Origin of the sequence: Streptomyces sp. 4N509B (assembly GCF_052245655.1) — a bacterium.
In the GTDB taxonomy this organism is placed as follows: Bacteria; Actinomycetota; Actinomycetes; order Streptomycetales; family Streptomycetaceae; genus Streptomyces.
Window position 1 is genome coordinate 1 of the sequence record NZ_JBQQBZ010000038.1, and the last position, 22,996, is coordinate 22,996.

The following is a 22,996-nucleotide window of genomic DNA, read 5'->3' on the forward strand; positions in this document are numbered from 1 at the left end:
CTCACCCCTCCCGCCCGCCCACCACCGGCGTGCCGGTCCGCCCCCTGACCGAGGCCGACACCGAGGACGCCACCCGGCTGTGGCTGGAGGAGCTGCGCTGGGACGCCCAGTTCGGCTCCACCTGGCTCAGGCCCAGCGCGGAGCGGAACATCCGTCACCGGCTGGCCGAGGCCCTCGCCCGCGAACGGCCCTGGATGTGGCTGGCCGAGGGCCGCGACGGCGCCCCCGTCGGGATGATCGCGGTGGAGCCGCCCCACCAGGCCGACTGGGTGACGGGCTTCACCTCGGCCGACCGACCGGGTTACGTCACCCACATGGTCGTCACCGCCGCCCACCGCGGCGCCGGGGTCGGCGCGGCCCTGGCCCACACGGCCCACACCGCGCTCGCCGAGGCGGGCTCCCCCCTCACCCTCCTGCACTACGCCGCGCTCAACCCGCTCTCGGGCCCGTTCTGGCACCGCCAGGGCTACCGCCCGCTGTGGACCACCTGGCACCGCCCCCTCCCGGGGCCCCGCCGGCCCGGCCCGCCCGGCTGACGCGCCAGTCCGGCTGCCGCGCCAGCCTGGCTAGCCCTGCTCCCGGGGCACCCGCATCAGCCCCTCCTGCACCACCGACACCGCGAGCCTCCCGTCCCGCGTGAAGATCCGCCCGTGCGCCAGACCACGGCCGCCCTGCGAGGTGGGCGAGGTGGTGTCGTACAGCAGCCACTCGTCGACGCGGAACGGGCGGTGGAACCACATGGCGTGGTCCAGGCTGGCGCCGACGATGTCGCCGACCATCCAGCCGCCCCGGCCGTGGGCGAGGAGGATCGAGTCCAGCAGCGTCATGTCCGAGACGTAGGTGCTCAGCGCGATGTGGAGCATCGGGTCGTCGTACTCGCCGTCGAGCTTGCCGTTGACGCGGAACCAGACCTGGCTGTGCGGCTCGCGCGGCCGGCCGGCCGTGGCGAACGGCGGCTCGTTGACGTACCGCAGGTCGACGGCCTGCCGCGCCTCCAGCAGCAGCTCGACCAGGCGCGGGTCCACGAGCTGGTCGCGGTAGCGCGGCAGCGTCTGGTCGGCCGGCGGCAGCGTCTCGGGGTCGGGGGCCTCGGGCATGGCCTCCGCGTGCTCCAGCCCCTCCTCGGCCCGCTGGAAGGAGGCCGAGAGGTGGAAGATCGGCTGGCCGTGCTGGATGGCGACGGCCCTGCGGGTGGTGAAGGAGCGGCCGTCCCTGATGCGGTCGACCGTGTAGATGATGGGCGCGCCGGGGTCCCCCGGGCGCAGGAAGTAGGAGTGCAGCGAGTGCGGGGCACGGTCGCCGGGGACGGTGCGGCAGGCGGCGACGAGCGCCTGTGCGGCGACCTGCCCGCCGAAGACTCGGGGCACGATCCACTCGTGGCTCCGGCCGCGGAAGATGTTCTCCTCCAGGCGTTCGAGGTCGAGCAGGCCGAGAAGATACTGGAGAGTAGCGTCCATGGGGCGATTGTCCACCACCGCCCCGGACGTCAGAGACCGAGGGACTTCGCCACGATCGTGCGCATGACCTCGCTCGTGCCCCCGTAGATGCGCGTCACGCGGTTGTCCGCGTAGAGCCGGGAGATCGGGTACTCGCGCATGTACCCGTAGCCGCCGTGGAGTTGGAGGCAGGCGTCGACGACGTGGGCGGAGCGCTCGGTGACGTGCAGCTTGACGGTGGCGGCGTCGGCGGCGGTCAGCTCCCCCGTGTCGTACGCGGTCAACGCCTGGTCGACCAGCGCCCGCATCGCGGCCACCTCGGCCTGGCAGTCGGCGAGGACGAACTTGGTGTTCTGGAACGCGGCGACGGGCCTGCCGAAGACGGTGCGCTCCGCCACGTACGCCCGGGTGAACTCCAGCGCGGCGGACGCCTGCGCGTGCGCCAGCAGCGCGATGGTCAACCGCTCGCGCGGCAGGTGCCGCGCGAGGTAGGAGAAGGCGTGCCCCTCCTCGCCCAGGCGGTCGGTGACAGGCACCCGCACGTCGCTGAAGGACAGCTCCACGGTGTCGGAGGCCAGCAGGCCGAGCTTCTCCAGGGTGCGGCCGACGGTGAAGCCCTCGCTGCGGGCGTCGACCACGAGGATCGTGATGCCGCCGCGCCGGTCCTCGGGCGTCGGAGGGGAGGTGCGGGCGCACACCAGCACCCGGTCGGCCTGGAGGCCGCCGGTGATGAACGTCTTGGCGCCGTTGAGCACGTAGCTCCCGCCGTCCTCGGAGAGGGTGGCGGTGGTGGACATGCCGGCCAGGTCGGAGCCGGTGCCCGGCTCGGTCATGGCGATGGCGGTCATCAGCTCCCCGGTCACGGCCGGCGGCACCCAGCGCCGCTTCTGCTCCGGCGTGCCGTGCGCCAGGAGGTACGGCAGGCAGAGCGCGGCGTGGACGGAGGAGCCGCCGAAGCTGACGCCCGCCCGGCACAGCTCCTCGCTGACGACGGCCTGGTAGGTGAGGGTCCGCTGGCCCGCGCCGCCGTACTCCTCGGGCACCTCGATGCCGAAGATCCCGAGCTCCCCGAGGCGTTTGTAGAACTCCCGGGGGACGTGGCCCTGCCGCTCCCACTCGCCGTAGACCGGGACGACCTCCTCGGCGACGAACGCGCGGAGCATCTGACGGAACGCCTCGTGTTCGGCGGTGAGGATGGTGCGCCGCACGGTGCCTCCCTTGGCGCCATGGTCGTCATCATGCACCGAGGCCCGGATCCTGGGGATCCGGGCCTCGGACTTCGAGTAGCGGGGACAGGATTTGAACCTGCGACCTCTGGGTTATGAGCCCAGCGAGCTACCGAGCTGCTCCACCCCGCGTCGGGTGCCTTTACTGTAGGCCACCACGGCGCGACGTTGCAAATCGCTTCCGCCCCGTGCCACGCCGGCAGTCGCGTCAGCCACCGCCGACGCACGCGGGGCAGCGCCCGTAGTACGTGACGGAGACCTCGGCGACGGTGAAGCCGTACCGCTCCTCGCGCGGCAGGTGGCGCATGGGGTCACCGGTGAGGTGGACGTCACGCATGGTGCCGCAGCCGGAGCAGACCAGGTGCTGGTGGGGATGGTGGGCGTTGGGGTCGTACCGCTTGGCGCGGCCGTCGGTGGTGACCTCCATCACCTCACCGAGGGCGACCAGCTCACCCAGGGTGTTGTAGACCGAGGCGCGCGAGATCTCGGGCAGGCGCGCGGCGGCGCGGGCGTGGATCTCGTCGGCCGTAAAGTGAACGTGCTCGCCGTCCAGCACCTCGGCGATGACCCGCCGCTGCGCGGTGAGCCGCCAGCCGCGGTCGCGCAGACGCTGAAGCAAGTCACTCATAGCTATCCACTCTAGCCCTGGCGGACGAGTTCGAACAGATTGCCCATCTTTTCCGGCGCCGTCTTGACTTAGACAATGTCTAACATAGGATACCGTCGAACGGGAGCCAGGGGCGACCCCACCGGACGGACTCCGGACAGGCTCAGCGCTGATCAGGCTCAGCCACCCGCGACACCGACACAAGGGGCGTACAGGAAGATCATGACCGACCAGATCGTGACAGGACCGCTCACCACGGAGGCCGGTGCCCCGGTCGCCGACAACCAGCAGAGCCAGACCGCAGGCGTCGGTGGGCCCGTCCTCATCCAGGACCAGCACCTCATCGAGAAGCTGGCTCACTTCAACCGTGAGCGCATCCCCGAGCGGGTCGTGCACGCTCGGGGCGCCGGCGCGTACGGCACGTTCACCGTCACGGCGGACGTCACTCCGTACACCAGGGCGAGGTTCCTCTCCGAGATCGGCAAGGAGACCGAGGTCTTCCTGCGCTTCTCCACCGTCGCCGGGAACCTCGGCGCCGCCGACGCCGTGCGCGACCCGCGCGGCTTCGCGCTGAAGTTCTACACCGAGGACGGCAACTACGACCTCGTCGGGAACAACACGCCGGTCTTCTTCATCAAGGACGCGATCAAGTTCCCCGACTTCATCCACACCCAGAAGCGCGACCCGTACACCGGCTCGCAGGAGCCGGACAACGTCTGGGACTTCTGGGGCCTGTCCCCGGAGTCGACCCACCAGGTGACCTGGCTCTTCGGCGACCGCGGCATCCCCGCCTCCTACCGCCACATGAACGGGTACGGCTCGCACACCTTCCAGTGGACCAACGAGGCCGGCGAGGCCTTCTGGGTCAAGTACCACTTCAAGACCGACCAGGGCATCCGGAACCTCACCGCCGAGGAGGCCGCCGAGCTGGCCGGCCGTGACCCCGACAGCCACCAGCGGGACCTGCGCACCGCGATCGAGCGCGGCGAGTACCCGAGCTGGACGGTCCAGGTGCAGATCATGCCGGTGGCCGACGCGGCGACGTACCGCTTCAACCCGTTCGACCTGACCAAGGTCTGGCCGCACGCGGACTACCCGCCGATCGAGATCGGCAGGCTGGAGCTCAACCGCAACCCGCAGAACGTCTTCGCCGAGGTCGAGCAGTCGATCTTCTCCCCGCACCACTTCGTGCCGGGCATCGGCCCCTCGCCCGACAAGATGCTCCAGGGCCGGCTCTTCGCCTACGGCGACGCCCACCGGTACCGCGTCGGCATCAACGCCGACCACCTGCCGGTGAACCGGCCGCACGCCACCGAGGCCCGCACCCACAGCCGTGACGGCCTCGGGTACGACGGCCGGCACGGCGGCACGAAGAACTACGAGCCCAACAGCTTCGGCGGCCCGAGCCAGACGGACCGTCCGCTGTGGAGCCCCGTCGCCCTGACCGGCGTCACCGGGGACCACGTCGCCCCCTCGCACGCCGAGGACGACGACTTCGTCCAGGCGGGCAACCTCTACCGACTGATGTCGGCGGACGAGCAGGAGCGACTGATCGCCAACCTCGCCGGGGCCATCTCGCAGGTCTCCCGCGACGACATCGCCGAGCGGGCGATCGAGAACTTCCGCAAGGCGGACGAGGACTACGGCAAGCGGCTGGCAGCCGCGGTTCAGGCCCTTCGCGGCTGAGGGAGCAACCGCTCGCCGTATCGCCGGAGCGGCCGGCCACCTTCCCTTCAGGTGACCGACCGCTCCGGCCCTTTCCTTATCTCCGGCCCGCCGCGTCGTCGCCCACCGGCCCGGCGTCGCGCGGCGAGCCGGCTACACCTCGCTGAGCACGGGTGTCCAGCAGCTGATGATGTCGCGCACCGAGACCACGCCGACCGGCTCGGAGCCCTCCAACACGATCAGATGGCGGAAGCCACCCTGGGTCATGGCGTACGCCGCGTCCGCCAGGGTCCACTGGGGCGCGGCGAACACCACGTCCGAGGTGGTGTGGGAGCCGGCCCGCTCCAGGTCGGGGTCCTGCCCCAGGCCGACGGAGTTGAGAACGTCGCGTTCGGTCAGTATGCCGACGCCGCTGGTGTCGGGATCGAGGACGACCGCCGCGCCGACCTTGCGGGCGGACATGAGCCTGGCGGCCTGACGAAGCGTGTGGTCGGGACCTATGGTGAGGATGACGCTGGTCATGGCGTCGCGAACGAGCATGTTTCGGTCACCTCCGACGTGAAGCCCGCTCCCTTGAGAGAGGATTCACAAAGTCACAAGCAGGGGGACTCTCATGCTCACATGACCCCTCTCCCCCAACAAGGGGGCCGGTACCACGAAATCGGGCGAAACCGAGAACACCCGTCCCCATCGGCCGGGCGTGGACCGGGCGTCAGTCGCCCAGGTACCCCAACAACGCGTCGTGGAGCAGCCCGTTGGAGGCCGCCGCGTTCCCGCCGTAGGGCCCGTCCCGCCCGTCGAGACCGGTGAAACGGCCCCCCGCCTCCTGCACCACCACGGCCGGCGCCGCCATGTCCCACAGCGACAGCTCGGGCTCCGCGCAGACGTCCACCGACCCCTCGGCGACCATCATGTACGACCAGAAGTCCCCGTAGGCCCGGGTCCGCCAGCAGGCACGCGTCAGGTTCAGGAACCCCTCCAGCGCGCCGCGCTCCTCCCAGCCCTCCAGCGAGGAGTACGAGAACGAGGCGTCCTCGATCCGCGCGACGCTGGAGACGTGCAGCCGGGTCGCCGAGTGCAGGCTGCGCCCCGTGTACGCGCCGCCGCCCTGCACCGCCCACCAGCGGCGGCCGAGCGCCGGCGCCGAGACGACCCCCACCACCGGCTGCTCCCCGCCCCGCCCCAGCTCCACCAGGGCGATCAGCGTGGCCCACACGGGCACGCCCCGCACGTAGCTCTTGGTGCCGTCGATCGGGTCGATCACCCAGCGCCGCGGGCCGTGCCCCTCGCTGCCGTACTCCTCGCCGAGCACCGCGTCCCTGGGCCTCGCGCGCTGGAGGGAGGAGCGGATCAGCTCCTCGGCGGCCTGGTCGGCCTCGCTGACCGGCGTCATGTCCGGCTTCGTCGCGACCTTCAGATCCAGTGCCCGAAACCGCGCCATGGTCGCGGCGTCCGCCGCGTCGGCCAGCACGTGCGCGAGCCGCAGATCATCGTGGTAGTCGCCCTTGCCGGATGCCATGCCGAGAACAGTAATCGGCCGGCAGGCCGTCTTGACACCCCTTCTGGCCCCGTCAATCCTGTCCGGCACCAGGCAGAGCCGTACCTGGAGGCGAGGAGGCAACGATGCCCACCGCGCGTGAAGTCCTGCTGGAGGCCGCCCGGGAGGCCGTCGAGCACCGCCCGTGGCCGGTGGTGCGGATGGTCGAGGTCGCCGCCGCCGCCGGCGTCTCCCGGCAGACCCTGTACAACGAGTTCGGCGACAAGGCCGGGCTGGGCGCCGCCCTCGTGGAGCGGCAGGTCGCCCGGTTCCTCGACGGGTTCACCGCCGGCCTGAGCAGCCTCGCCGACGACGCCCCCGTCCGAGCCGACGACGCGGGCGGCGAGGAGCGGCTGGCGCTGGCCGCCGACTGGATGGCCGCGTGGCTGCTGCGCGCCGCCCGACGCGACCGGCTCGTGCGGGCCACCCTGACCGGCTGCCACAGCGCCGACCTCCCCCCGTGCCCGGGACAGCCCGGCGCGCTCGTGGCCGAGCTGCGCGACCGGGCGCTGAGCGTGCTCGCGCCCCCCGCCCGCGCCGGGGACGCGCCGGGCGACGTCACGGGAGCCACCCCGGGCGGCGGGGACGGCTCGGGCGAGGAGCTGGCCGGGCGCTGCGAGACCACCATCCGGCTGGCGCTCTCCCACATCGTGGCGCCCGCGCCGGGCGGCCCCGCCGCGGGCCGGGTCGTGCCGCCCCGAGCCGGCTGGCACGCGCCGGCCCCGTCCGCCGTCGCCGCCGCGCCGGCGCGGGCCGCCGCTCAGTCGCCCTCGCGGCGCTCGCGGGTGGCCAGCAGCCGGCGGAGCGAGTAGAGCCGTGCCGGCTCGGCGTGCCCCGCCTCGACCCACGCGTCGAGCGCGCAGTCCGGCTCGTCGTGGCTGCACGCCCTGGGGCAGTCCGCCGTGCCCGGTTCGAGGTCGGGGAACGCGTGGATGACGCGTGAGGGCTCGATGTGGTGGAGCCCGAAGGAACGCACGCCCGGCGTGTCGACGACCCAGCCCTCGCCGCCCGGCAGCGGCAGCGCCAGCGCCGACACCGTGGTGTGACGGCCCCTGCCGGTGACGGCGTTCACCGCGCCCGTCGCCCGCTCGCGGCCCGGCACGAGCGCGTTGACCAGCGTGGTCTTGCCCACCCCGCTGTGGCCGACGAACACGGTGACCCGGCCCGCCAGCAGCGCGTGCACCCGCGCCACCGCCTCCCGCCCCGCCTCCGTGCCGAAGGTCTCCGCGCTGGTCACCACGTGTCGCACGCCGAGCGGCGCGTACGTCGCCAGCAGCGGCTCCGCCGGGGCCAGGTCGGCCTTCGTGAGGATCAGCAGGGGTTCGAGGCCGGCGTCGAAGGCCGCCACCATGCACCGGTCGATCAGCCGGGGCCTGGGCTCGGGGTCCGCCAGCGCGGTGACGATGGCGAGCTGCTCGGCGTTGGCGACGACCACCCGTTCGTGCGGGTCGGTGTCGTCGGCCGTCCGCCGCAGCACCGAGGCGCGCTCCTCGACCCGCACGATCCGCGCCAGCGTGTCCCTACGGCCCGTCAGGTCCCCCACCAGCGCCACCCGGTCGCCGACCACCACGCCCTTGCGGCCCAGCTCACGCGCCTTCATCGCCACGACGACACGGTCCTCGACCAGGCAGGTGACGCGCCCGCGGTCCACGGTGGTCACGAAGCCCTCGGCGGCGTCCGCGTGCGTCGGGCGGCGGCTCGTGCGCGGCTTGCTGCCGCGGCGGCTGGCCCGGACGCGCACGTCGTCCTCGTCGGTGTGCTTGCCGTACCGCCGCATGGTGTCAGGCTCTGCTTCCGGCCCCCGCGAGCATGCCCTGCCACAGCTCGGGGAAGCCGGGCATGGTCTTGCCCGTGGTGGCGATGTTCTCGACCTCGACGTCCTTCACCACCAGGCCGAGCACCGCGCCCGCGGTGGCCAGCCGGTGGTCGTCGTAGGTGTGGAAGACGCCGCCGTGCAGCTCCCTGGGGCGGATCCGCAGGCCGTCGTCGGTCTCGGTGACGTCACCCCCCAGCGCGTTGATCTCCCTGGTCAACGCGGCGAGGCGGTCCGTCTCGTGCAGCCGCAGATGAGACACGCCGCGCAGCACGGACTCGCCGTCGGCGAGCGCCGCGACGGCCGCGATGCCGGGAGTCAGCTCCCCCACGTCCTTCAGGTCGACGTCGATGCCGTTGATCCGGCCACTGCCGGTGAACGTCAGGCCCTGCTCGTCCAGCGTGCAGTCGCCGCCCATGGCGGTGAGGATCTCCCGCAGCGCGTCCCCCGGCTGGGTGGTGTGGGCGGGCCAGTCCGGGATGGTGACGCGCCCGCCGGTCACGAGGGCGGCGGCCAGGAACGGCTGGGCGTTGGACAGGTCGGGCTCGACCACCAGGTCACGGCCGAGGAGCGCGCCCGGCGTCACCCGCCACACGTTCGGCTCGCCCCCCGAGTCCGGCGCGTCCACCTGCGCCCCGGCGCGGCGCAGCATGTCCACGGTCATCCGGATGTGTGGCGTCGACGGCAGCGAGCGGCCGACGTGCCGCACCTCGACGCCCTGGTTGAAGCGCGGCGCCGACAGCAGCAACGCGCTGATGAACTGCGAGGAGGACGAGGCGTCCACCTCCACCCGGCCGCCGTCGAGCGAGCCGGCCCCGTGGACCGTGGCCGGCAGGCGGCCGCGGCCGTCGTCGTCGACGCGGGCGCCGAGGGCGCGCAGGGCGTCCAGCAGGGCGCCGACGGGCCGTTCGCGGGCGCGGAGGTCGCCGTCGAAGTGGACGGGCCCCTCGGCCAGGGTCGCCAGCGGCGGCAGGAAGCGCATCACGGTCCCCGCGTTGCCCACGTTCACGGTGGCGGGCGCCTGGGGGCTGCCGGGGATGATCCGCCACGCCTCGCCGCGGCCCTCGGGCATCCCGGTGACGCCGGAGGCGGCCGAGGCGGACGAGGACGACGACGCCATCTCCTCGATGCCGATGCCGAGGGAGCGCAGCGCGTCGGCCATCAGCACCGTGTCCCGGGAGCGCAGCGGGCGGCGCAGCCATCCGGGGTCGGAGGCGAGCGCGGCGAGGACGAGCGCCCGGTTGGTGACGGACTTCGACCCGGGCACGGTCACGGTCGCGTCCACCCCGCCGGAGGCGAGCGGCGCGGGCCAGAGAGCGGAGGCGTCGCCGTGCGCGTCGTGATGCTCGGTCATACGACTCACTCTAGGGCCTCCCCTCCCGATCCTCGTGGGTCAGGTCACGGTGCGTGGCGTCGCGGAGCACAGGGCGCAGGCCGGCTCGACGACGAGCCGCCACGGCGCCCGTCAGGTCTCCAGCAGCCAGCTGCCGCCCCCGACCAGGCAGGTCACGGTGACGGCGAGGAAGAAGAACACCCAGACGAGGCCGGGCACCCGCGTGAGGCGGGCCAGCTGGTCGGCGTCGGAGTCGCGGGCCGCGCCACGCCGGCGCTTGGCCTGGAGCTCGATCACCGGTCGCACGCCCCCGAGCAGCAGGAACCACACCACGCCGTAGGCGAAGGCGGCCTGCACCTCGGGCTCGGTGAGCCAGGAGACGAGGAGGAAGGTGGCGCCGGTGAGCACGACGGTGAGCACGCCGTAGGCGTTGCGGATCATCACCAGCATCGCCAGCAGCAGGGCGACCGCGCCCCACAGCAGCGCGGTGATGCGGCCGGAGGCCAGCAGCGCGGCGCCGCCGAGACCGAGCAGGGAGGGCGCGGTGTACCCGGCGGCGGAGGTCAGGACCATCCCGAGCCCCGTGGGCTTGCCGCGGGAGACGGTGAGCCCCGAGGTGTCGGAGTGGAGGCGTATGCCGGAGAGGGTGCGGCCCGTGAGCAGCGCCACCAGGCCGTGACCGCCCTCGTGGGCGATGGTGATGGTGTTCCGCGCCAGCAGCCAGACCGTGCGCTGCGCGACCACGAGAAGGGCGACCGCAGCGGTGACCAGCACCAGCCACCGCTCGGGATCAGGCTGGGTCCCCGTGACGCGGTCCCACAACTCGCCGAGATCGGCGGTGTCCAGCATGTCCATGGGGTGAGCGACGGGACTCGAACCCGCGGCCACCTGGACCACAACCAGGTGCTCTACCAACTGAGCTACGCCCACCATGCCGGCTTCCGGGAAGCCGGTGCGTCTGATGGTACATGGTCCTACGGGGTGCGAGCGCCGCGATTCCGGGTCACCGCAGGACGTGCTGGGCGGCGATGCGTCGGGCCTCGTCGGAGTCGGGGCCCGGCGCCGGGACGAAGACCGCCTCGCGGTAGTACCGCAGCTCGGCGATGGACTCGCGGATGTCGGCGAGCGCCCGGTGGTTGCCCGTCTTCTCCGGGCTGTTGAAGTACACCCGTGGGTACCAGCGGCGCGCCAGCTCCTTGACGGAGGAGACGTCGATCACACGGTAGTGGAGGTGGGACTCCAGGCGCGGCATGTCGCGCGAGAGGAAGCCGCGGTCGGTGCCCACGGAGTTCCCGCACAGCGGGGACTTGCCGGCCTCGGGGACGTGCTCGGTGACGTACTCCAGCACCCGCTGCTCCGCCTCGGCCATGGTCACGCCACCGTCGAGCTCGTCGAGGAGACCGGAGGCGGTGTGCATGGCGCGGACCACCTCCGGCATCGAGTCCAGAGCGGCGGCCGGCGGGCGGATGACCACGTCCACCCCCTGGCCCAGCACGTTCAGCTCCGAGTCGGTGACGAGCGCGGCCACCTCGATGAGCGCGTCGTCGCTGAGCGACAGGCCGGTCATCTCGCAGTCGATCCACACCATGCGATCGTTCATGCGGACACCCTACGCCGCGACCGCGGCCCGTCACTTCCCGCGCTCGCACCACTCCGGGGCGTGGCTGTTCCCCCCTCGCGCTACGGTGTCGGGCGCCCCCGTTGGCCGGGCAGCCGTGGCGAGTAACCGTCGGTGAGCGGCTTCACGCGGTTCGCCCCGTCGTGCTGGCGGTCCTGCTGACGGGCCCGGTACGCCGCCCGGTACGCGGCCGGGGAGGCGCCGAGCTGGCGGCGGAAGTGGCCGCGCAGCGCCACGGGGGAACGGAACCCGCAGCGGCCGGCGACCTCGTCCACCGAGTAGTCGGAGACCTCCAGCAGACGCTGCGCCTGGAGCACGCGCTGGGTGATGAGCCACTGAAGGGGAGCGCTCCCAGTCAGGGCGCGGAAGCGCCGGTCGAACGTCCGTCGGCTCATGTACGCGCGCGCGGCCAGCGCCTCCACGTCGAACTGCTCGTGGAGGTGCTCCAGCGCCCAGGCGACGACCTCGGCCAGCGGGTCGGCGCCGATGTCCTCTGGTAAAGATCTGTCGAGGTGGCGGTGCGCCGGCTCGGGCGAGCCGTTGGCGCCGCGCCGGGGCGGCAGCACCAGCCGGCGGGCGAGCGCGGCGGCGGCCTCGGGGCCGTGGTCCTGCCGCACGATGTGCAGGCACAGGTCGATCCCGGCGGCGGTGCCGGCCGAGGTCAGGATGTCGCCGTCGTCGACGAAGAGCTCTCTCGGGTCCACGTGGACCGAGGGGTAGCGCTTGGCGAGCGTGGGGGCGTACATCCAGTGCGTGGTCGCCGGGCGGCCGTCCAGCAGGCCGGCGGCGCCGAGCGCGAAGGCGCCCGTGTTCAGCCCGATGATCCTCGCCCCCTCACTGTGGGCCCGACGCAGCGCGGCGAGCGCGGGCGCGGGCGGCGGCCCGGTGATGGACCGCCAGGCGGGGACGATGACCGTGCCGGCGCGGGAGACCGCGCCGAGGCCGTACGGGGCACGCAACTCGAGACCGCCGGTCGTCCGGAGCGGCCCCTCCTCGCCCGCGCAGGCCAGCAGGCGGTAGCGCGGCACCCCGGCGTCCTGACGGTCGACTCCGAAGACGGAGAGCGGGATGGAACTCTCGAACATGGGGCTGCCGCTGAACAGCAGTACCGCGACGATCTCGCGGCGGCGCCGTGCAGCGAGCTTGACGGCGGGCTCGGGGCCGTGCGTTGGGTCCTGGCTCATGCTCCTCAGTTCCCTCGGTCGTCGCATCCTCTCGGTCCTGCACGTTTCCCCCGACGTGATTGCCAAGATCGAATCTAACGTGTCGGATGAGCTCGGCGGGACACATTCATCACGCGGCGCTTAATCGACATGACAACGTGGCGCGAAGCATTCGATCAGGAAGCGTTACACGTAGGAGCAGTTGGGGGAAGTGCGCCTGACGGCCCAGCAGGTCACGAGCGGGGCGTCCGCCGCCGCGCTCGTGGCTCGCGGGGCGCGCGGACCAGCCATCTCGTCGCATGCGCGAGGTGTTGGCGAGGTGCGTGAGGAAGGTGTGGTGGCTGTGAGGAAGTTGGCCGAAAATGTGACCCATCGACAGCGGTTCGCCCCCCGCGCTCCCCGTGCGCCCCGTGCGCCCCTCATGCCTCCGCTCGCTGGCCAGCCGGGCGGCGTCACCGCCCACTCGGCCGCCCGTCACGCTGCGACAGCGGTCGTATGCGATCGCATGCGAAAGCATTGCGCCGCGCCGCGGGCTGCGGCATGCTGCTCGATCACGCTTCCGGGACCACGTCCGGGGCTCCCGTTGGATGCCCGCGCGTAGCATTGCCACTACGGGCGGCGACCAACGCGCCCTGCGGCATGCTTCCGTGAGCAGCCGCTATGTCCCCCGCGGCCGACGCCGTACGCTGGAGGTATTCACCGCCTGGCGGCGTTTCCCCCGGCCCGAACCCGAGGTCTCTCACCGCGAGCGACCTCACTGACCCACCGCCGAGGTTCCGATGGCTGGACACGAGTTTCCCGAACCAGCGGATCGCAGGCGACCGAGGCGAGTCGCCGACCGCGAGGCGGGCGTGCCTGACTCCGTCCCCGACCCCCGCTCCGTTCCCGATCCCCGCTCCTCCCCCGACTCCGGCGGGGCCGCGGACTCCCGTCCCGAGGTCGCCGAGGACGCGCGGCTGGCGCGAGATCCCTCCTTCCGGCACGGCGTGGTCGTCGGCTTCGACGGCTCCACCTCCAGCGAGCGCGCCCTCGCCTATGCCGTTGGCATGGCCAAACGCTCCGGCTCGGGGCTGATCATCGTGCACGTGGCCAACCGCCTGCCGACGACCGTCTGGGCCGGCTGCGAGCCTCCCGCCCTCGTGGACATCCCCGACCACCGCACCGAGGTGCTGGGCCTGGAGCTCGCGTGCTCCGAGTACCTGGCCGACGTGCCGTGGGTGCTGCTGGAGCGTGGCGGGGACATCTGCCACGAACTGGAGGAGGTCGGCCGGGAGTACGAGGCCGACGCCATCGTCGTCGGCACCACGCACGGCCTCCTCGGGCGGATGTTCGGCTCGGTCTCCGGCCGTCTGGCGCGGCGCGCGCGGCGCCCGGTCGTCGTGATCCCGTAGCGCTCACTGGTCATTCACCAAACAAGCATGCGGTGATGTGTGGATTGTGCGCTTGTGATGGGCATAACGGGGTACAGACGCCTAGTGAGAGCCTGAGGGCCTCGGGGACTTTGGCCGCCGGTGGGAGGTGACGGACCCACCGGCGGCTCCTCCAGCCGGCGTAATGGGCGACGCCGGCACCTGATGGCGGCCCCCGGGAGCGCGTTTGGTGGCACGCGCTCCACGGGGGCCGCCGTATTCGTTCCTCCGGGCTGGCCGGGCCGGGCCTCCGGGCTGGAGGCCCGGCCCGGTCAGGCGGGAGCCGGGCGGCTCACTCCACGGTTCACTCCACGGTGACGGACTTGGCGAGGTTGCGCGGCTTGTCGATGTCGCGGCCCAGCGCCAGGGCCGTGTGGTACGCCAGCAGCTGGAGCGGGATGCCCATCAGCACGGGGTCGAGCTCCGGCTCGTTGCGTGGCACGAGGATGGTGTGATCGGCCTTGGGCTGTTCCCGGTGGGCCACGGCGAGGATCCGGCCGGACCGGGCCTTGATCTCCTCCAGCGTGGCGCGGTTCTTCTCCAGCAGCTCGTCGTCGGGCATGATCGCCACCGTCGGCACCGCCGGCTCGATCAGGGCCAGCGGGCCGTGCTTGAGCTCGGAGGCCGGGTACGCCTCCGCGTGGATGTACGAGACCTCCTTCAGCTTCAGCGACGCCTCCTTCGCCACCGGGAAGCCCCGCACCCGGCCGACGAACATCATGCTCGGGGACTGCGCGAGGCCGGTGGCGAGCTCGGCGATCCGGTCCTCCTGGGCGAGGATCTCCTCGATCTGTCCGGGGAGCCGGCGCAGGCCCTCGATGATCCGCTTGCCGTCGGCGACGGAGAGGTCGCGGATGCGGCCGAGGTGGAGCGCGAGCAACGCGAAGGCCACGGCGGTGTTGGTGAAGCACTTGGTGGAGACGACGCAGACCTCGGGCCCCGCGTGGACGTAGACGCCGCCGTCCGTCTCGCGGGCGATGGCGGAGCCGACGACGTTCACGACGCCGAGGACCATCGCGCCCTTGCGCTTGAGCTCCTGCACGGCGGCGAGGGTGTCGTAGGTCTCGCCGGACTGGCTGACCGCGATGTACAGGGTGTCGGGGTCGACCACGGGGTTGCGGTAGCGGAACTCGCTGGCCGGCTCGGCGTCGGCCGGGATGCGGGCGAGCTCCTCGATCAGCTGGGCGCCGATGAGGCCGGCGTGGTACGCCGAGCCGCAGCCCAGGATCTTCACGCGCCGCATGCCGCGCGCCTCGCGGGCGTCGAGGTTGAGCCCGCCGAGTTTCACGGTCGCGAACCGGTCGTCGATCCGGCCGCGCAGCACCCGGTCCACGGCCTCGGGCTGCTCGGCGATCTCCTTGTGCATGTACGTGTCGTGGCCCGCCATGTCGTAGCTCTCGGCCTCCCACTCGACGGTGGTGGGCGAGGCGGCGGTGCGGGAGCCGTCGGTGGTGTAGGTGCGGTAGTCGTCGGCCTTGAGGGTGGCCATCTCGCCGTCGTCGAGGGTGATGACCTGGCGGGTGTGGCTGACGAGCGCTGCCACGTCGGAGGCGACGAACATCTCCTTCTCGCCGATGCCGAGGACCACCGGGGAGCCGTTGCGGGCGACGACGATGCGGTCGGGGAAGTCGGCGTGGAGGACGGCGATGCCGTAGGTGCCCTCGATGTGGCGCAGGGCCTCGCGGACCTTCTCCTCCAGCGTCTCGGCCTCGGAGCGGGCGACGAGGTGGGCCAGGACCTCGGTGTCGGTCTCGGAGGCGAGCTCGACGCCGTCGGCGGTGAGGCGGGCGCGCAGCTCGGAGCTGTTGTCGATGATGCCGTTGTGGACGACGGCGACCTTGCCCTTGGCGTCGAGGTGCGGGTGGGCGTTGACGTCGTTGGGGGCGCCGTGGGTGGCCCACCGGGTGTGGGCGATGCCCGTGGTGCCGGCGAAGCGGGCGGGGATCCGTTCCTGGAGCTCGCGGACGCGGCCCTTGTACTTCACGGCCTTGATGCCGCCGGCCCTGCCGCTGGAGTGGATGGCGACGCCGGCCGAGTCGTAGCCCCGGTACTCCAGGCGTTGCAGCCCTTCGAGGAGAAGGGGCGCGACCTCTCGTTTACCGACATATCCCACGATCCCGCACATGGACAGACTCCTCCTCTGGTCTCCTGCTGGTCCCTCGCGCTCCCGCCGCGCCGTCGCTCGGGCGTGGTGTCCGGCGCGTCGCCGCCCCGTCACCCTGCCGTCCCGACCCTGCCGTCCCGCCGCCGGCTGGCGACCGCCGGCCGTGAGCGGTCAGCCGTACACGATCCGCCGAAGCTGCCGCTGCGACAGGCGCGGTGGGGCCACCGCCCGCCGTGACAGCTCCTCGGCGATCCGCTCGAAGATCGCCTCGTTCCCCAGTCCTCGCGACCGCAGCTCGCGGTGGCGCCGCCGCACGAACTCGTCGACGGTCTCGTCGAAGTACGCCAGGACGTCCATCACCACCCGCGCGGCCTCCCCACGCCGCAGCGGCGTGGAACGGACGAGGTGGTCCACGAGGTCGTCATGGCCGTTCGTCGAGAGCACCCTCTGATGGTGCTGATTCGGCTCCACTTTCGCAAGAAACCTGCCCGATATCGGGCACAGACCTGTCGAATGAGACTGTTCGGCGCTGCCCTTCACCCGACTGGCGTCGTCCGGGCCACGGCCCGCCGGTTCCCCGGGCGCGTCCACGCCGCGCGCCGACTCCCCGCGCCTACGCCGGGAGCCGCCACATCTGGCGTGCGTCCCCGGGGACGCAGGTGCCGAGGGTCAGCTGCTGGCCGGCGCCGTTGTTCGTCAGGCACTGGTCGAACGCCCTGAGGTAGTGGGCACCCGAGGGGGCGCTGTCGTCGAGTTCCCAGCCCACCTCGGCGGGCAGCAGGATCGCCCGGGAGGAGGTGTCGAGGGCGAGCGCGGGGCCGTCCGCGTCGCAGACCAGGAAGGCGTCGAGGTCCTGGTAGGAGTCGGTGCGCAGCCAGCCGTAGGTGGAGTGGCCGCCCATGACCAGCGCCGAGCCCGGCTCGGCGTTCTCGTCGGCCAGGCCGATCGGCAGGCCGTCGGCGACGCTGGTGATCTGGCCCCAGCGGTCGCCTCCGCAGTCGGAGGGTGGGCCGGGCTCGCCGTCGTCCGGTGGGGACGTCGGCTCGTCCTCGCCGTTCCCGCCGCCGGACGCCGCTCCCCCGCCGCCCTCCCCGGGCTCCTCGGACTGCTCGCCGCCGCCCGGCTCCCGCTCGTCGTCGCCGTCGCCGGGTGACTGCTCGCCGTCGGTCGCCGAGGACGAGGGCGTCCCCGGCAGGCCGGTCGTCTCCTCGGCGTCGGAGGCGGTGGACGAGGGGAGCTCGGAACGTTCCCCGTCCGGCTCCCGTTCCCCGCCGCCGTCGGCCGCCGTGGCGGAGGCGCCGACGCCCTCCGGCGCGGTGGCCTCGGGTTCGCCCGACGGCGCGGCGGCGTACACGACGAGGGCGGCGGTGATCGCCACGATCGCCAGGGCGGCCACCATGGCCAGGGACATACGACGGCGGCGCGCGACCGGGCCCGGCTGCCGGTGCCGGCGCGGCAGACCGACGGCGGCCTCACGCGCGGCGGCGGCCATGGCGGCCGCGTTCGGGAACCGGTCCTCCGGGCGCCTGGCCAGCGCGGTCGCGAGGAAGGCGCGCACCGGCTCGGGGAAGGTGGTGGGAAGCGGCGGCGCCGGCTCGGCCGCCAGCCGGGCCATCACCTCCGCCGGGGTGGAACCGGTGAACGGGGTGGCGCCGGTCAGCAGCTCGTGGCAGACGGCGCCGAGGGCGTAGAGGTCGGAGGCCGGCATGGAGCCACGGCCCTCGGCCTGCTCGGGCGCCAGGTAGCGGGCGGTGGCGAGGTCCACACGGCCGGGGTGGCCCGTCATGGCTGGCGCGGCGCGGTCGGCACGCGGGACGGCGGGGGCGACGCCGACGTCGGTCACCGCGACGCGCCCGTCGGCGCGGAGCATCAGGTTCGACGGCGTGAGGCCACGGTGCGCGATCCCGCGCTCGTGCGCGGCGGCTATCCCGTCCAGGGCCTCGGCGACGAGGCCGAGCGCCCGCTCGGCCGGCAGCGTGCCGCCGTCGTCCCTCCTGACCTCGTCCCACCGCCGGCCGTCGACCAGCTCCGTGACGAGGTACACGACCCGGGGAGAGGGCCCGTCCTCGCCGGACTCCTCGGCGGCCTCGTGCTCGCCGACGGCGTGCACCCGCGCGAGGTTCGGGTGGTCGAGGGCGCCGAGCACCCCGGCCTCACGGCGAAGGCCGGCGGCGTAGGTGGCGTCGCCCAACAGCTCCGGGTGCGGCAGCCTCACCACGACCCGCAGGCCGGCGGCCTCGCGGTCCTCGGCCAGCCACAGCACCCCTGCCCGGTCGCGGCCGGTCTCCGCCACCAGCGCGTAGCGCCCGCCGAGCACCGTCCCCCGCTCCACCACGCCCCGCTCCCTACTCCCCAGCTCCAGCTTGCGACCGTCACACCGCGCACATCATGCACCGTGACCCACGGTGCAGCCAGACGGACGGCTATGACGGCAGGCGCCAGAGCTGGTGCTCGTTGCCGGAGGTACAGGTGGTGACGGTGAGTTGCCTGCCGGTGCCGTTGTTCGTCAGGCAGGCTCCCACATCGAAGGGATGCACGAGGTGCACGGCGTCCCCCGGTCCGTCGCGGAGGTTCCATCCGACAACGAACCCCGTGGAGAGGACCGCCCCGTCGTTCGCGTCTGTTGTCAGCTCCGGACCGCTGAGAGCGCAGGCGTACAGCAGCCGCCCGCCGGGGGGCGTCGCGACGGACACCCAGCCGTGGGTGGTGTCGCCGCCCATGATCACCTTGGAGCCGTCCTCGGGGCTGTCGGTGGCGAGCCCGACCCGCTGCCCGTCGGCGGCGCTGGTGATGTGGCCCCAGGTGTCGCCGCCGCAGCCGGGCGCCGGGCCGTCGTCGGCGGGTGGCGGCCTGTCGCCGCCACCACCGCCACCGCCACCGCCACCGCCGCCCCCGTCACCCGAGGCGCCACCACCCGAGGCGCCACCACCCGACGCGCCGCCGCTCGACGTGCCACCGCCGGAGCTGCCCGTGTCCCCGCCGCCACCGGTGTCGCCGCTCCCGCCGCTCGCTCCCGAGCCACCGGTGTCGCCACCGCCGCCGGTCGCGCCGCCCCCGTCGTCCGCCCCGTTCTCCTCGTCCGCGGGGGACCCCGACCCGCCGGACTCGCGGTCCTCCTCCCCCGACTCCTCACCGGCGGTCGAGGCCTCCTCGGACTGCTCCCCCTCCGGATGTGGGTCTCCCCCGCCGTCGTCGGGAACGACGGCGGACGGGGAGGAGCCCGGCGGGAGCGTCTGGGGCGAGCCGCCGGGTGGGTTCACGTAGATGACGGTGACCGTGCTCACGACGACGGCCAGGGGCGCGAGGAGCACGACCGGGAACCGCCGCCGCCTGCGGTCCGCGTCGTCCCGCCGACGACCTGGCCTGTCGTCGCCCCGCGTCTGGACCTCCGGCGGCACGGACTGAGGCGGCAGGCGCGGAGGCGGCGTGTCGCCGTCGATCGGCAGGCCGGCGGCGGCGCGGCGGGCGGCCGCCGCCATCGCCGCCGCGTCCGTGAAACGGTCCTCCGGCCGCTTCGCGAGGGCACGCGCGACGAAGGCGCGCACCGGCTCGGAGAAGGTGGGCGGCAGGGGCGGTGGTGGCTCGTTGACGTGCTGGTACATCACGTTCATCGCCGAGTCGCCGGTGAACGGCGGGGAACCGGTGAGGAAGTGGTAGAGCACGACACCGGCGGAGTACAGGTCCGAGGCCGGGACGGCACCCCGCCCCGCCGCATGCTCGGGTGACATGTACAGGGGGGTGCCGATGACCCCCTGCGTGGTCAGCGAGGGCTTCGTCGTATCCAGCGCGATGCCGAAGTCCGTGACGACAACGCGGCCGTCGTCGCGGAGCATGAGGTTGGACGGCTTCACGTCCCGGTGCACGACGCCCTCCGCGTGCACCGCGTGCAACCCGTCCAAGGCCTGTGCGAGGAGATCCAGGGCACGGTCGGCGGCCAGCGTGCGGTCGCCGACGACCTGGTCCAACGACCGTCCCTTGACGAGCTCCATCACGATGTAGGCAGGCCGCGAGTCCGTCTCCCCCTCGTCGCTGGCCTCCGACGCGGGCCGCCCCTCGCCGTAGTCGTGGACCTGGACCACGTTGGGGTGGCTGACGGTGCTGAGGGCATGGGCCTCGCGCTCGAAACGCTCCGCGAAGGTGACGTCACTGAGCAGGTCGCTGCGGAGGATCTTGATGGCGACCCGCCGGTCCAGCACGGCGTCGTCCGCACGCCAGACCGCGCCCATCGCCCCGCTGCCGATCTGTTCGATCAGCGTGTAACGCCGGCCGAGCACCGTTCCCCGCCTCACCACCGGACAGCCCCCCACGTTGGTTGACGACGCAACAGCTTTCATGGTGGGTCACGCGGAATGACACGGAGTAGTTCAGTTTCGGTCGCCGAACGGGCGATTTCTGCCGCCGGCTGGCAGCGCTACGTACGGGGCAGCCGCGCGGCCTTCACGTGGGCGAGCAGGGCGGCCAGACGCGGGCGGCTGGTTATGAGCACGACGGCCGGGGCGTCGCTCTCGCGGAGCCACACGGCTCCCTGAGGGGCGGCGGCCAACTCCACGCAGTCACCGTTGAGGTTGCCGCTGCTCAGCGACGACTTCTGCCATTCAAGGTCCGACATGGGGCATCTCTTCCAGGACGTATCGCAGGTGTTGGAGAAGCCGCATGGAGCTGCGCGAATCGTCCTCGCCAGGTTTCAGCGGCGACAGCGCAACTTTACTCAAACGATCGAACGCTGCCGAAAATTGTGCGATCTGGGACGGATCACCGATGAACGACGACGTCACGGGGTGCTCGAAGTAGAGCGTCCGCAGCTCGGGCGACCTCTCGTCGAAGATGACGAACGGAGAGGTCGAGGTGGCTGGATACGACGGCGCCCGGAAGGGGAGCAGTTGGATCGTGACGTGGGGAAGACCCGAAAGCTCGACCAGGTACTCCAACTGCCCGAGCATCACCTCACGAGGGACGAAGTGCATGTGGAACGTCGCCTCGTGGATGAGCGCGTGGAAGCGCGGCGGCGGATCACGGTGCAGGACCTGCTGCCGCCGACCGCGAAACTCGATGGACCGCTCGATGCGCGCGGCGGGAACGCCGGGCTCACCACTCTCGAAGAGGGCACGCGTGTAGGCGGAGGTCTGGAGGAGACCCGGAACGTACACCCACTGGAACGATCGATAGGACACGGCTGCGGCTTCCAACTCCGCGAGGTCCCGAGCCGAGTCGTCGGCCGTGTCGGCGTACTGCGTCCACCAACCGCTCCCCCGGAGTAGAGCGAGCTCTACCAGATTGTCGATCAGGTCAGCGCGAGTTACCCCGTAGCTCTCGACCAGGATCCGAAGTCTCTCCTCACTGATGCCAGCCCGTCCCGTTTCGATATGACTCATGTAAGCCCGGCCGAGGCCGATTCGAGTACCAGCTTCGCTTGCCGAAAGACCAGCGCTCTCGCGCAACTTGCGTAGTTCGGCGCCGAGTCGGCGTTGACGCTGGGTTGGTCTGGCTCGAAGTCCCATGCGCAGCTTCTCTAGCCGAGGGAAACCTCGCGCGTCCACCCCGGGGGGCAAGGTTCACTCGATCAGGGTGCGTTCCCGAAAGCATAGTAGAGCTCGCTATACGTCATCGCTAGCCTGAAGGACACGCTCCTGGAACAGCTGAAGCCCCACTCACAGCAGCTCAGTTGACCCGGATCGACGTTGCAGTCGAGACGCACCAGAGAAGGGGATGACCCGTGTCCCTCACCGCACCCGGCGTTCGCGAGGTTCGCTGCTACCGCTTCGTCGCACCCAACACCGCCGACGCCTCCAAGCTCTGCCGGGACCACGTGGCCGCCCTGCTCCGGCACCTGCGCACCCCCGTGTCCGTCGACGTCGCGAAGCTGCTGGTCTCCGAGTTGGTCAGCAACGCCTACCGGCACACCGCGTCCGCCTCCGTCTCGCTCACGACGACCGTCGAGCCCGTCCGCGTCCACGTCGAGGTCTACGACGGCGACCCGACCCCCCTCCCGCCCACCCCCGTCGATCCGGCGCTCGCGCTCTGCGCGGACCACGGGCGCGGGCTGCTGATGCTGGGCATGCTCGCCTCGCGGTGGGACTGGCATCTGTGCGGTGGGGACGCGCCGTTCGGGAAGTCCGTGTGGTTCGAGCTGCGGCGGCAGGCGTAGCGGCGCGCCGGGCCGTCCGTCAGGAGGGCGCCGCCGAGGCGGCCAGGTCGGCGACCTCGGCGGCGATGGTGGGCCACAGGGCCTCGGGAAGGTCGTGGCCGACGCCCGGCAGGGTGCGGAGGCGGGCGCCGGGGACGGTGCGGGCCGTCGCGTGGGCGGCGGCGACGCGCAGGATCGGGTCCTGCTCGCCGTGGAGGACGAGCGTGGGGTGGCGGAGCGCGCGCAGGGAGGGACCACGCCACTGGGCGCCGATCTGGCGGCTCTGGGCCTTCCTGTCGCGCGGCCCGCTGTCGACCTCGGCCTCGACCCAGGCGCGGGCGGCGGCCTCGTCGAACGGGTACCCGGGCGAGGCGATGCCGCGCCAGACCGCGAGCGAGGCCTCGATGTCGCCCTCGCGCCCCTCGGGGAAGCGGGCGCGGGCGAGCTTGGACAGCAGGCCGAAGCGGAGGTACCGCAGGACCTTCAAACCGGCGGCGGCGTCGCTCGGCAGGGCGGCCGAGGAGGTGACGGTGAGGACGCGGTCGGGGTGGCGCAGGGCGAGGCGCTGGGCGATGACGCCGCCGAGGGAGTGGCCGAAGACGTGGGCGCGCTGCCAGCCGAGGGCGTCGAGGACGGCGACGGCGTCGTCGGTCATGTCCTCGGAGGTGTAGGCGTCGCCGCGTCGGCGGAAGAGGGCGGAGAAGGGGTTGCCGGTCGAGGTGTCCGGCATGCGGGTGGACTCGCCGGCGTCGCGCTGGTCGTAGCGGGCGACGGTGAAGCCGGCGGCGGCGAACGCGTCGCACAGGCCGGCCGGCCACCAGAAGCGGGCGGTGGCCAGGCCCATGATCAGCAGCAACGGCTCTCCGCGCGAGCCGTCCAGCACGTCGAAGGCCAGGTCCACCTCGCCGTTGCGCGCGTGGCGGGTCGGTGTCCAGCGCTCGGATGTGGCTTCCATCGCGAT

General features: G+C 72.6%; 22 protein-coding genes and 2 tRNA genes. 5 read left to right on the plus strand and 19 right to left on the minus strand.

Annotated features, from left to right (window positions below; genetic code table 11):
- On the plus strand, nt 1-536 hold a 536-nt coding region (locus ACTWP5_RS26505; RefSeq protein WP_443223654.1), incomplete at its 5' end, for a GNAT family N-acetyltransferase.
- A 30-nt stretch (nt 537-566) separates the two neighbouring features.
- On the opposite strand, the gene ACTWP5_RS26510 is transcribed toward ACTWP5_RS26505, so the two are convergent.
- The 4 genes from ACTWP5_RS26510 to ACTWP5_RS26525 all read right to left on the minus strand — a co-directional run bounded on the left by ACTWP5_RS26510 (nt 567) and on the right by ACTWP5_RS26525 (nt 3,290).
- A complete protein-coding gene (locus ACTWP5_RS26510) occupies nt 567-1,457 on the minus strand; it encodes an acyl-CoA thioesterase (protein ID WP_443223655.1) in 891 nt (296 codons plus the stop codon).
- 29 nt (nt 1,458-1,486) lie between these two features.
- Entirely contained in the window at nt 1,487-2,644 is a 1,158-nt protein-coding gene (locus ACTWP5_RS26515) for an acyl-CoA dehydrogenase family protein (protein ID WP_443223656.1), read from the minus strand.
- Nucleotides 2,645-2,720: 76 nt separating this feature from the next.
- Nucleotides 2,721-2,794, minus strand: a tRNA-Met gene (locus ACTWP5_RS26520).
- Between the two features lie 76 nt (nt 2,795-2,870).
- A complete protein-coding gene (locus ACTWP5_RS26525) occupies nt 2,871-3,290 on the minus strand; it encodes a Fur family transcriptional regulator (RefSeq protein ID WP_443223657.1) in 420 nt (139 codons plus the stop codon).
- 213 nt (nt 3,291-3,503) lie between these two features.
- On the opposite strand from ACTWP5_RS26525, the gene ACTWP5_RS26530 reads away from it, so the two are divergent.
- Nucleotides 3,504-4,955, plus strand: coding sequence for a catalase (locus ACTWP5_RS26530; RefSeq protein WP_443223703.1), 1,452 nt, complete (start codon nt 3,504-3,506; stop codon nt 4,953-4,955).
- 132 nt (nt 4,956-5,087) lie between these two features.
- Here the strand turns inward: ACTWP5_RS26530 and ACTWP5_RS26535 are convergent, their stop codons facing one another.
- Nucleotides 5,088-5,474 carry a CBS domain-containing protein gene (locus ACTWP5_RS26535; protein ID WP_443223658.1) on the minus strand — a complete coding sequence of 129 codons (387 nt, stop codon included), beginning with the start codon at nt 5,472-5,474 and terminating at the stop codon, nt 5,088-5,090.
- 172 nt (nt 5,475-5,646) lie between these two features.
- Nucleotides 5,647-6,453, minus strand: a complete 807-nt coding sequence (hisN, locus tag ACTWP5_RS26540) for a histidinol-phosphatase (RefSeq protein WP_443223659.1) — start codon at nt 6,451-6,453, stop codon at nt 5,647-5,649.
- Between the two features lie 104 nt (nt 6,454-6,557).
- Here hisN and ACTWP5_RS26545 point away from each other — a divergent pair, with 104 nt between their 5' ends.
- The gene (locus ACTWP5_RS26545; protein WP_443223660.1) at nt 6,558-7,283 is read left to right on the plus strand and encodes a TetR/AcrR family transcriptional regulator; all 726 of its coding nucleotides are present in this window, start codon (nt 6,558-6,560) and stop codon (nt 7,281-7,283) included.
- Here the strand turns inward: ACTWP5_RS26545 and rsgA are convergent.
- The 6 genes from rsgA to ACTWP5_RS26575 all read right to left on the minus strand — a co-directional run bounded on the left by rsgA (nt 7,232) and on the right by ACTWP5_RS26575 (nt 12,419).
- The gene (gene rsgA, locus ACTWP5_RS26550) at nt 7,232-8,248 is read right to left on the minus strand and encodes a ribosome small subunit-dependent GTPase A (RefSeq protein ID WP_443223661.1); all 1,017 of its coding nucleotides are present in this window, start codon (nt 8,246-8,248) and stop codon (nt 7,232-7,234) included. The genes ACTWP5_RS26545 and rsgA overlap by 52 nt on opposite strands.
- A gap of 4 nt (nt 8,249-8,252) precedes the next feature.
- Nucleotides 8,253-9,638 (minus strand): 3-phosphoshikimate 1-carboxyvinyltransferase, encoded by a 1,386-nt coding sequence (gene aroA / locus ACTWP5_RS26555; protein ID WP_443223662.1) that lies wholly within the window; start codon nt 9,636-9,638, stop codon nt 8,253-8,255.
- 111 nt (nt 9,639-9,749) lie between these two features.
- The gene (locus ACTWP5_RS26560; protein ID WP_443223663.1) at nt 9,750-10,472 is read right to left on the minus strand and encodes a M50 family metallopeptidase; all 723 of its coding nucleotides are present in this window, start codon (nt 10,470-10,472) and stop codon (nt 9,750-9,752) included.
- Nucleotides 10,472-10,547: transfer RNA gene (locus ACTWP5_RS26565), tRNA-His, on the minus strand. The genes ACTWP5_RS26560 and ACTWP5_RS26565 overlap by 1 nt, the downstream gene beginning before the upstream one ends.
- Nucleotides 10,548-10,620: 73 nt before the next feature.
- On the minus strand, nt 10,621-11,217 hold the full coding sequence (gene orn, locus ACTWP5_RS26570; protein WP_443223664.1) for an oligoribonuclease: 597 nt from the start codon (nt 11,215-11,217) through the stop codon (nt 10,621-10,623).
- A gap of 80 nt (nt 11,218-11,297) precedes the next feature.
- Entirely contained in the window at nt 11,298-12,419 is a 1,122-nt protein-coding gene (locus tag ACTWP5_RS26575) for a GlxA family transcriptional regulator (protein ID WP_443223665.1), read from the minus strand.
- 758 nt (nt 12,420-13,177) lie between these two features.
- On the opposite strand from ACTWP5_RS26575, the gene ACTWP5_RS26580 reads away from it, so the two are divergent.
- The gene (locus ACTWP5_RS26580) at nt 13,178-13,789 is read left to right on the plus strand and encodes a universal stress protein (protein WP_443223666.1); all 612 of its coding nucleotides are present in this window, start codon (nt 13,178-13,180) and stop codon (nt 13,787-13,789) included.
- A 322-nt stretch (nt 13,790-14,111) separates the two neighbouring features.
- Here ACTWP5_RS26580 and glmS read toward each other — a convergent pair whose 3' ends face one another.
- The 6 genes from glmS to ACTWP5_RS26610 all read right to left on the minus strand — a co-directional run bounded on the left by glmS (nt 14,112) and on the right by ACTWP5_RS26610 (nt 21,409).
- Nucleotides 14,112-15,932 carry a glutamine--fructose-6-phosphate transaminase (isomerizing) gene (gene glmS, locus ACTWP5_RS26585; protein ID WP_443223667.1) on the minus strand — a complete coding sequence of 607 codons (1,821 nt, stop codon included), beginning with the start codon at nt 15,930-15,932 and terminating at the stop codon, nt 14,112-14,114.
- Nucleotides 15,933-16,082: 150 nt separating this feature from the next.
- Entirely contained in the window at nt 16,083-16,355 is a 273-nt protein-coding gene (locus ACTWP5_RS26590; protein WP_443223668.1) for a hypothetical protein, read from the minus strand.
- Between the two features lie 169 nt (nt 16,356-16,524).
- On the minus strand, nt 16,525-18,246 hold the full coding sequence (locus ACTWP5_RS26595; RefSeq protein WP_443223669.1) for a serine/threonine-protein kinase: 1,722 nt from the start codon (nt 18,244-18,246) through the stop codon (nt 16,525-16,527).
- An 88-nt stretch (nt 18,247-18,334) separates the two neighbouring features.
- The gene (locus ACTWP5_RS26600) at nt 18,335-20,185 is read right to left on the minus strand and encodes a serine/threonine-protein kinase (protein ID WP_443223670.1); all 1,851 of its coding nucleotides are present in this window, start codon (nt 20,183-20,185) and stop codon (nt 18,335-18,337) included.
- 137 nt (nt 20,186-20,322) lie between these two features.
- Nucleotides 20,323-20,520, minus strand: coding sequence for a DUF397 domain-containing protein (locus ACTWP5_RS26605; protein ID WP_443223671.1), 198 nt, complete (start codon nt 20,518-20,520; stop codon nt 20,323-20,325).
- Nucleotides 20,507-21,409: a helix-turn-helix domain-containing protein gene (locus tag ACTWP5_RS26610; RefSeq protein WP_443223672.1), complete on the minus strand. Its 903-nt coding sequence runs from the start codon at nt 21,407-21,409 to the stop codon at nt 20,507-20,509. Before ACTWP5_RS26610 ends, ACTWP5_RS26605 begins: the two co-directional genes overlap by 14 nt.
- Nucleotides 21,410-21,624: 215 nt before the next feature.
- Between ACTWP5_RS26610 and ACTWP5_RS26615 the strand changes: the two genes are divergently transcribed.
- Nucleotides 21,625-22,056: an ATP-binding protein gene (locus tag ACTWP5_RS26615; RefSeq protein ID WP_443223673.1), complete on the plus strand. Its 432-nt coding sequence runs from the start codon at nt 21,625-21,627 to the stop codon at nt 22,054-22,056.
- Between the two features lie 19 nt (nt 22,057-22,075).
- Here ACTWP5_RS26615 and ACTWP5_RS26620 read toward each other — a convergent pair whose 3' ends face one another.
- Nucleotides 22,076-22,990 (minus strand): alpha/beta fold hydrolase, encoded by a 915-nt coding sequence (locus ACTWP5_RS26620; RefSeq protein ID WP_443223674.1) that lies wholly within the window; start codon nt 22,988-22,990, stop codon nt 22,076-22,078.
- Nucleotides 22,991-22,996: the final 6 nt, after the last annotated feature.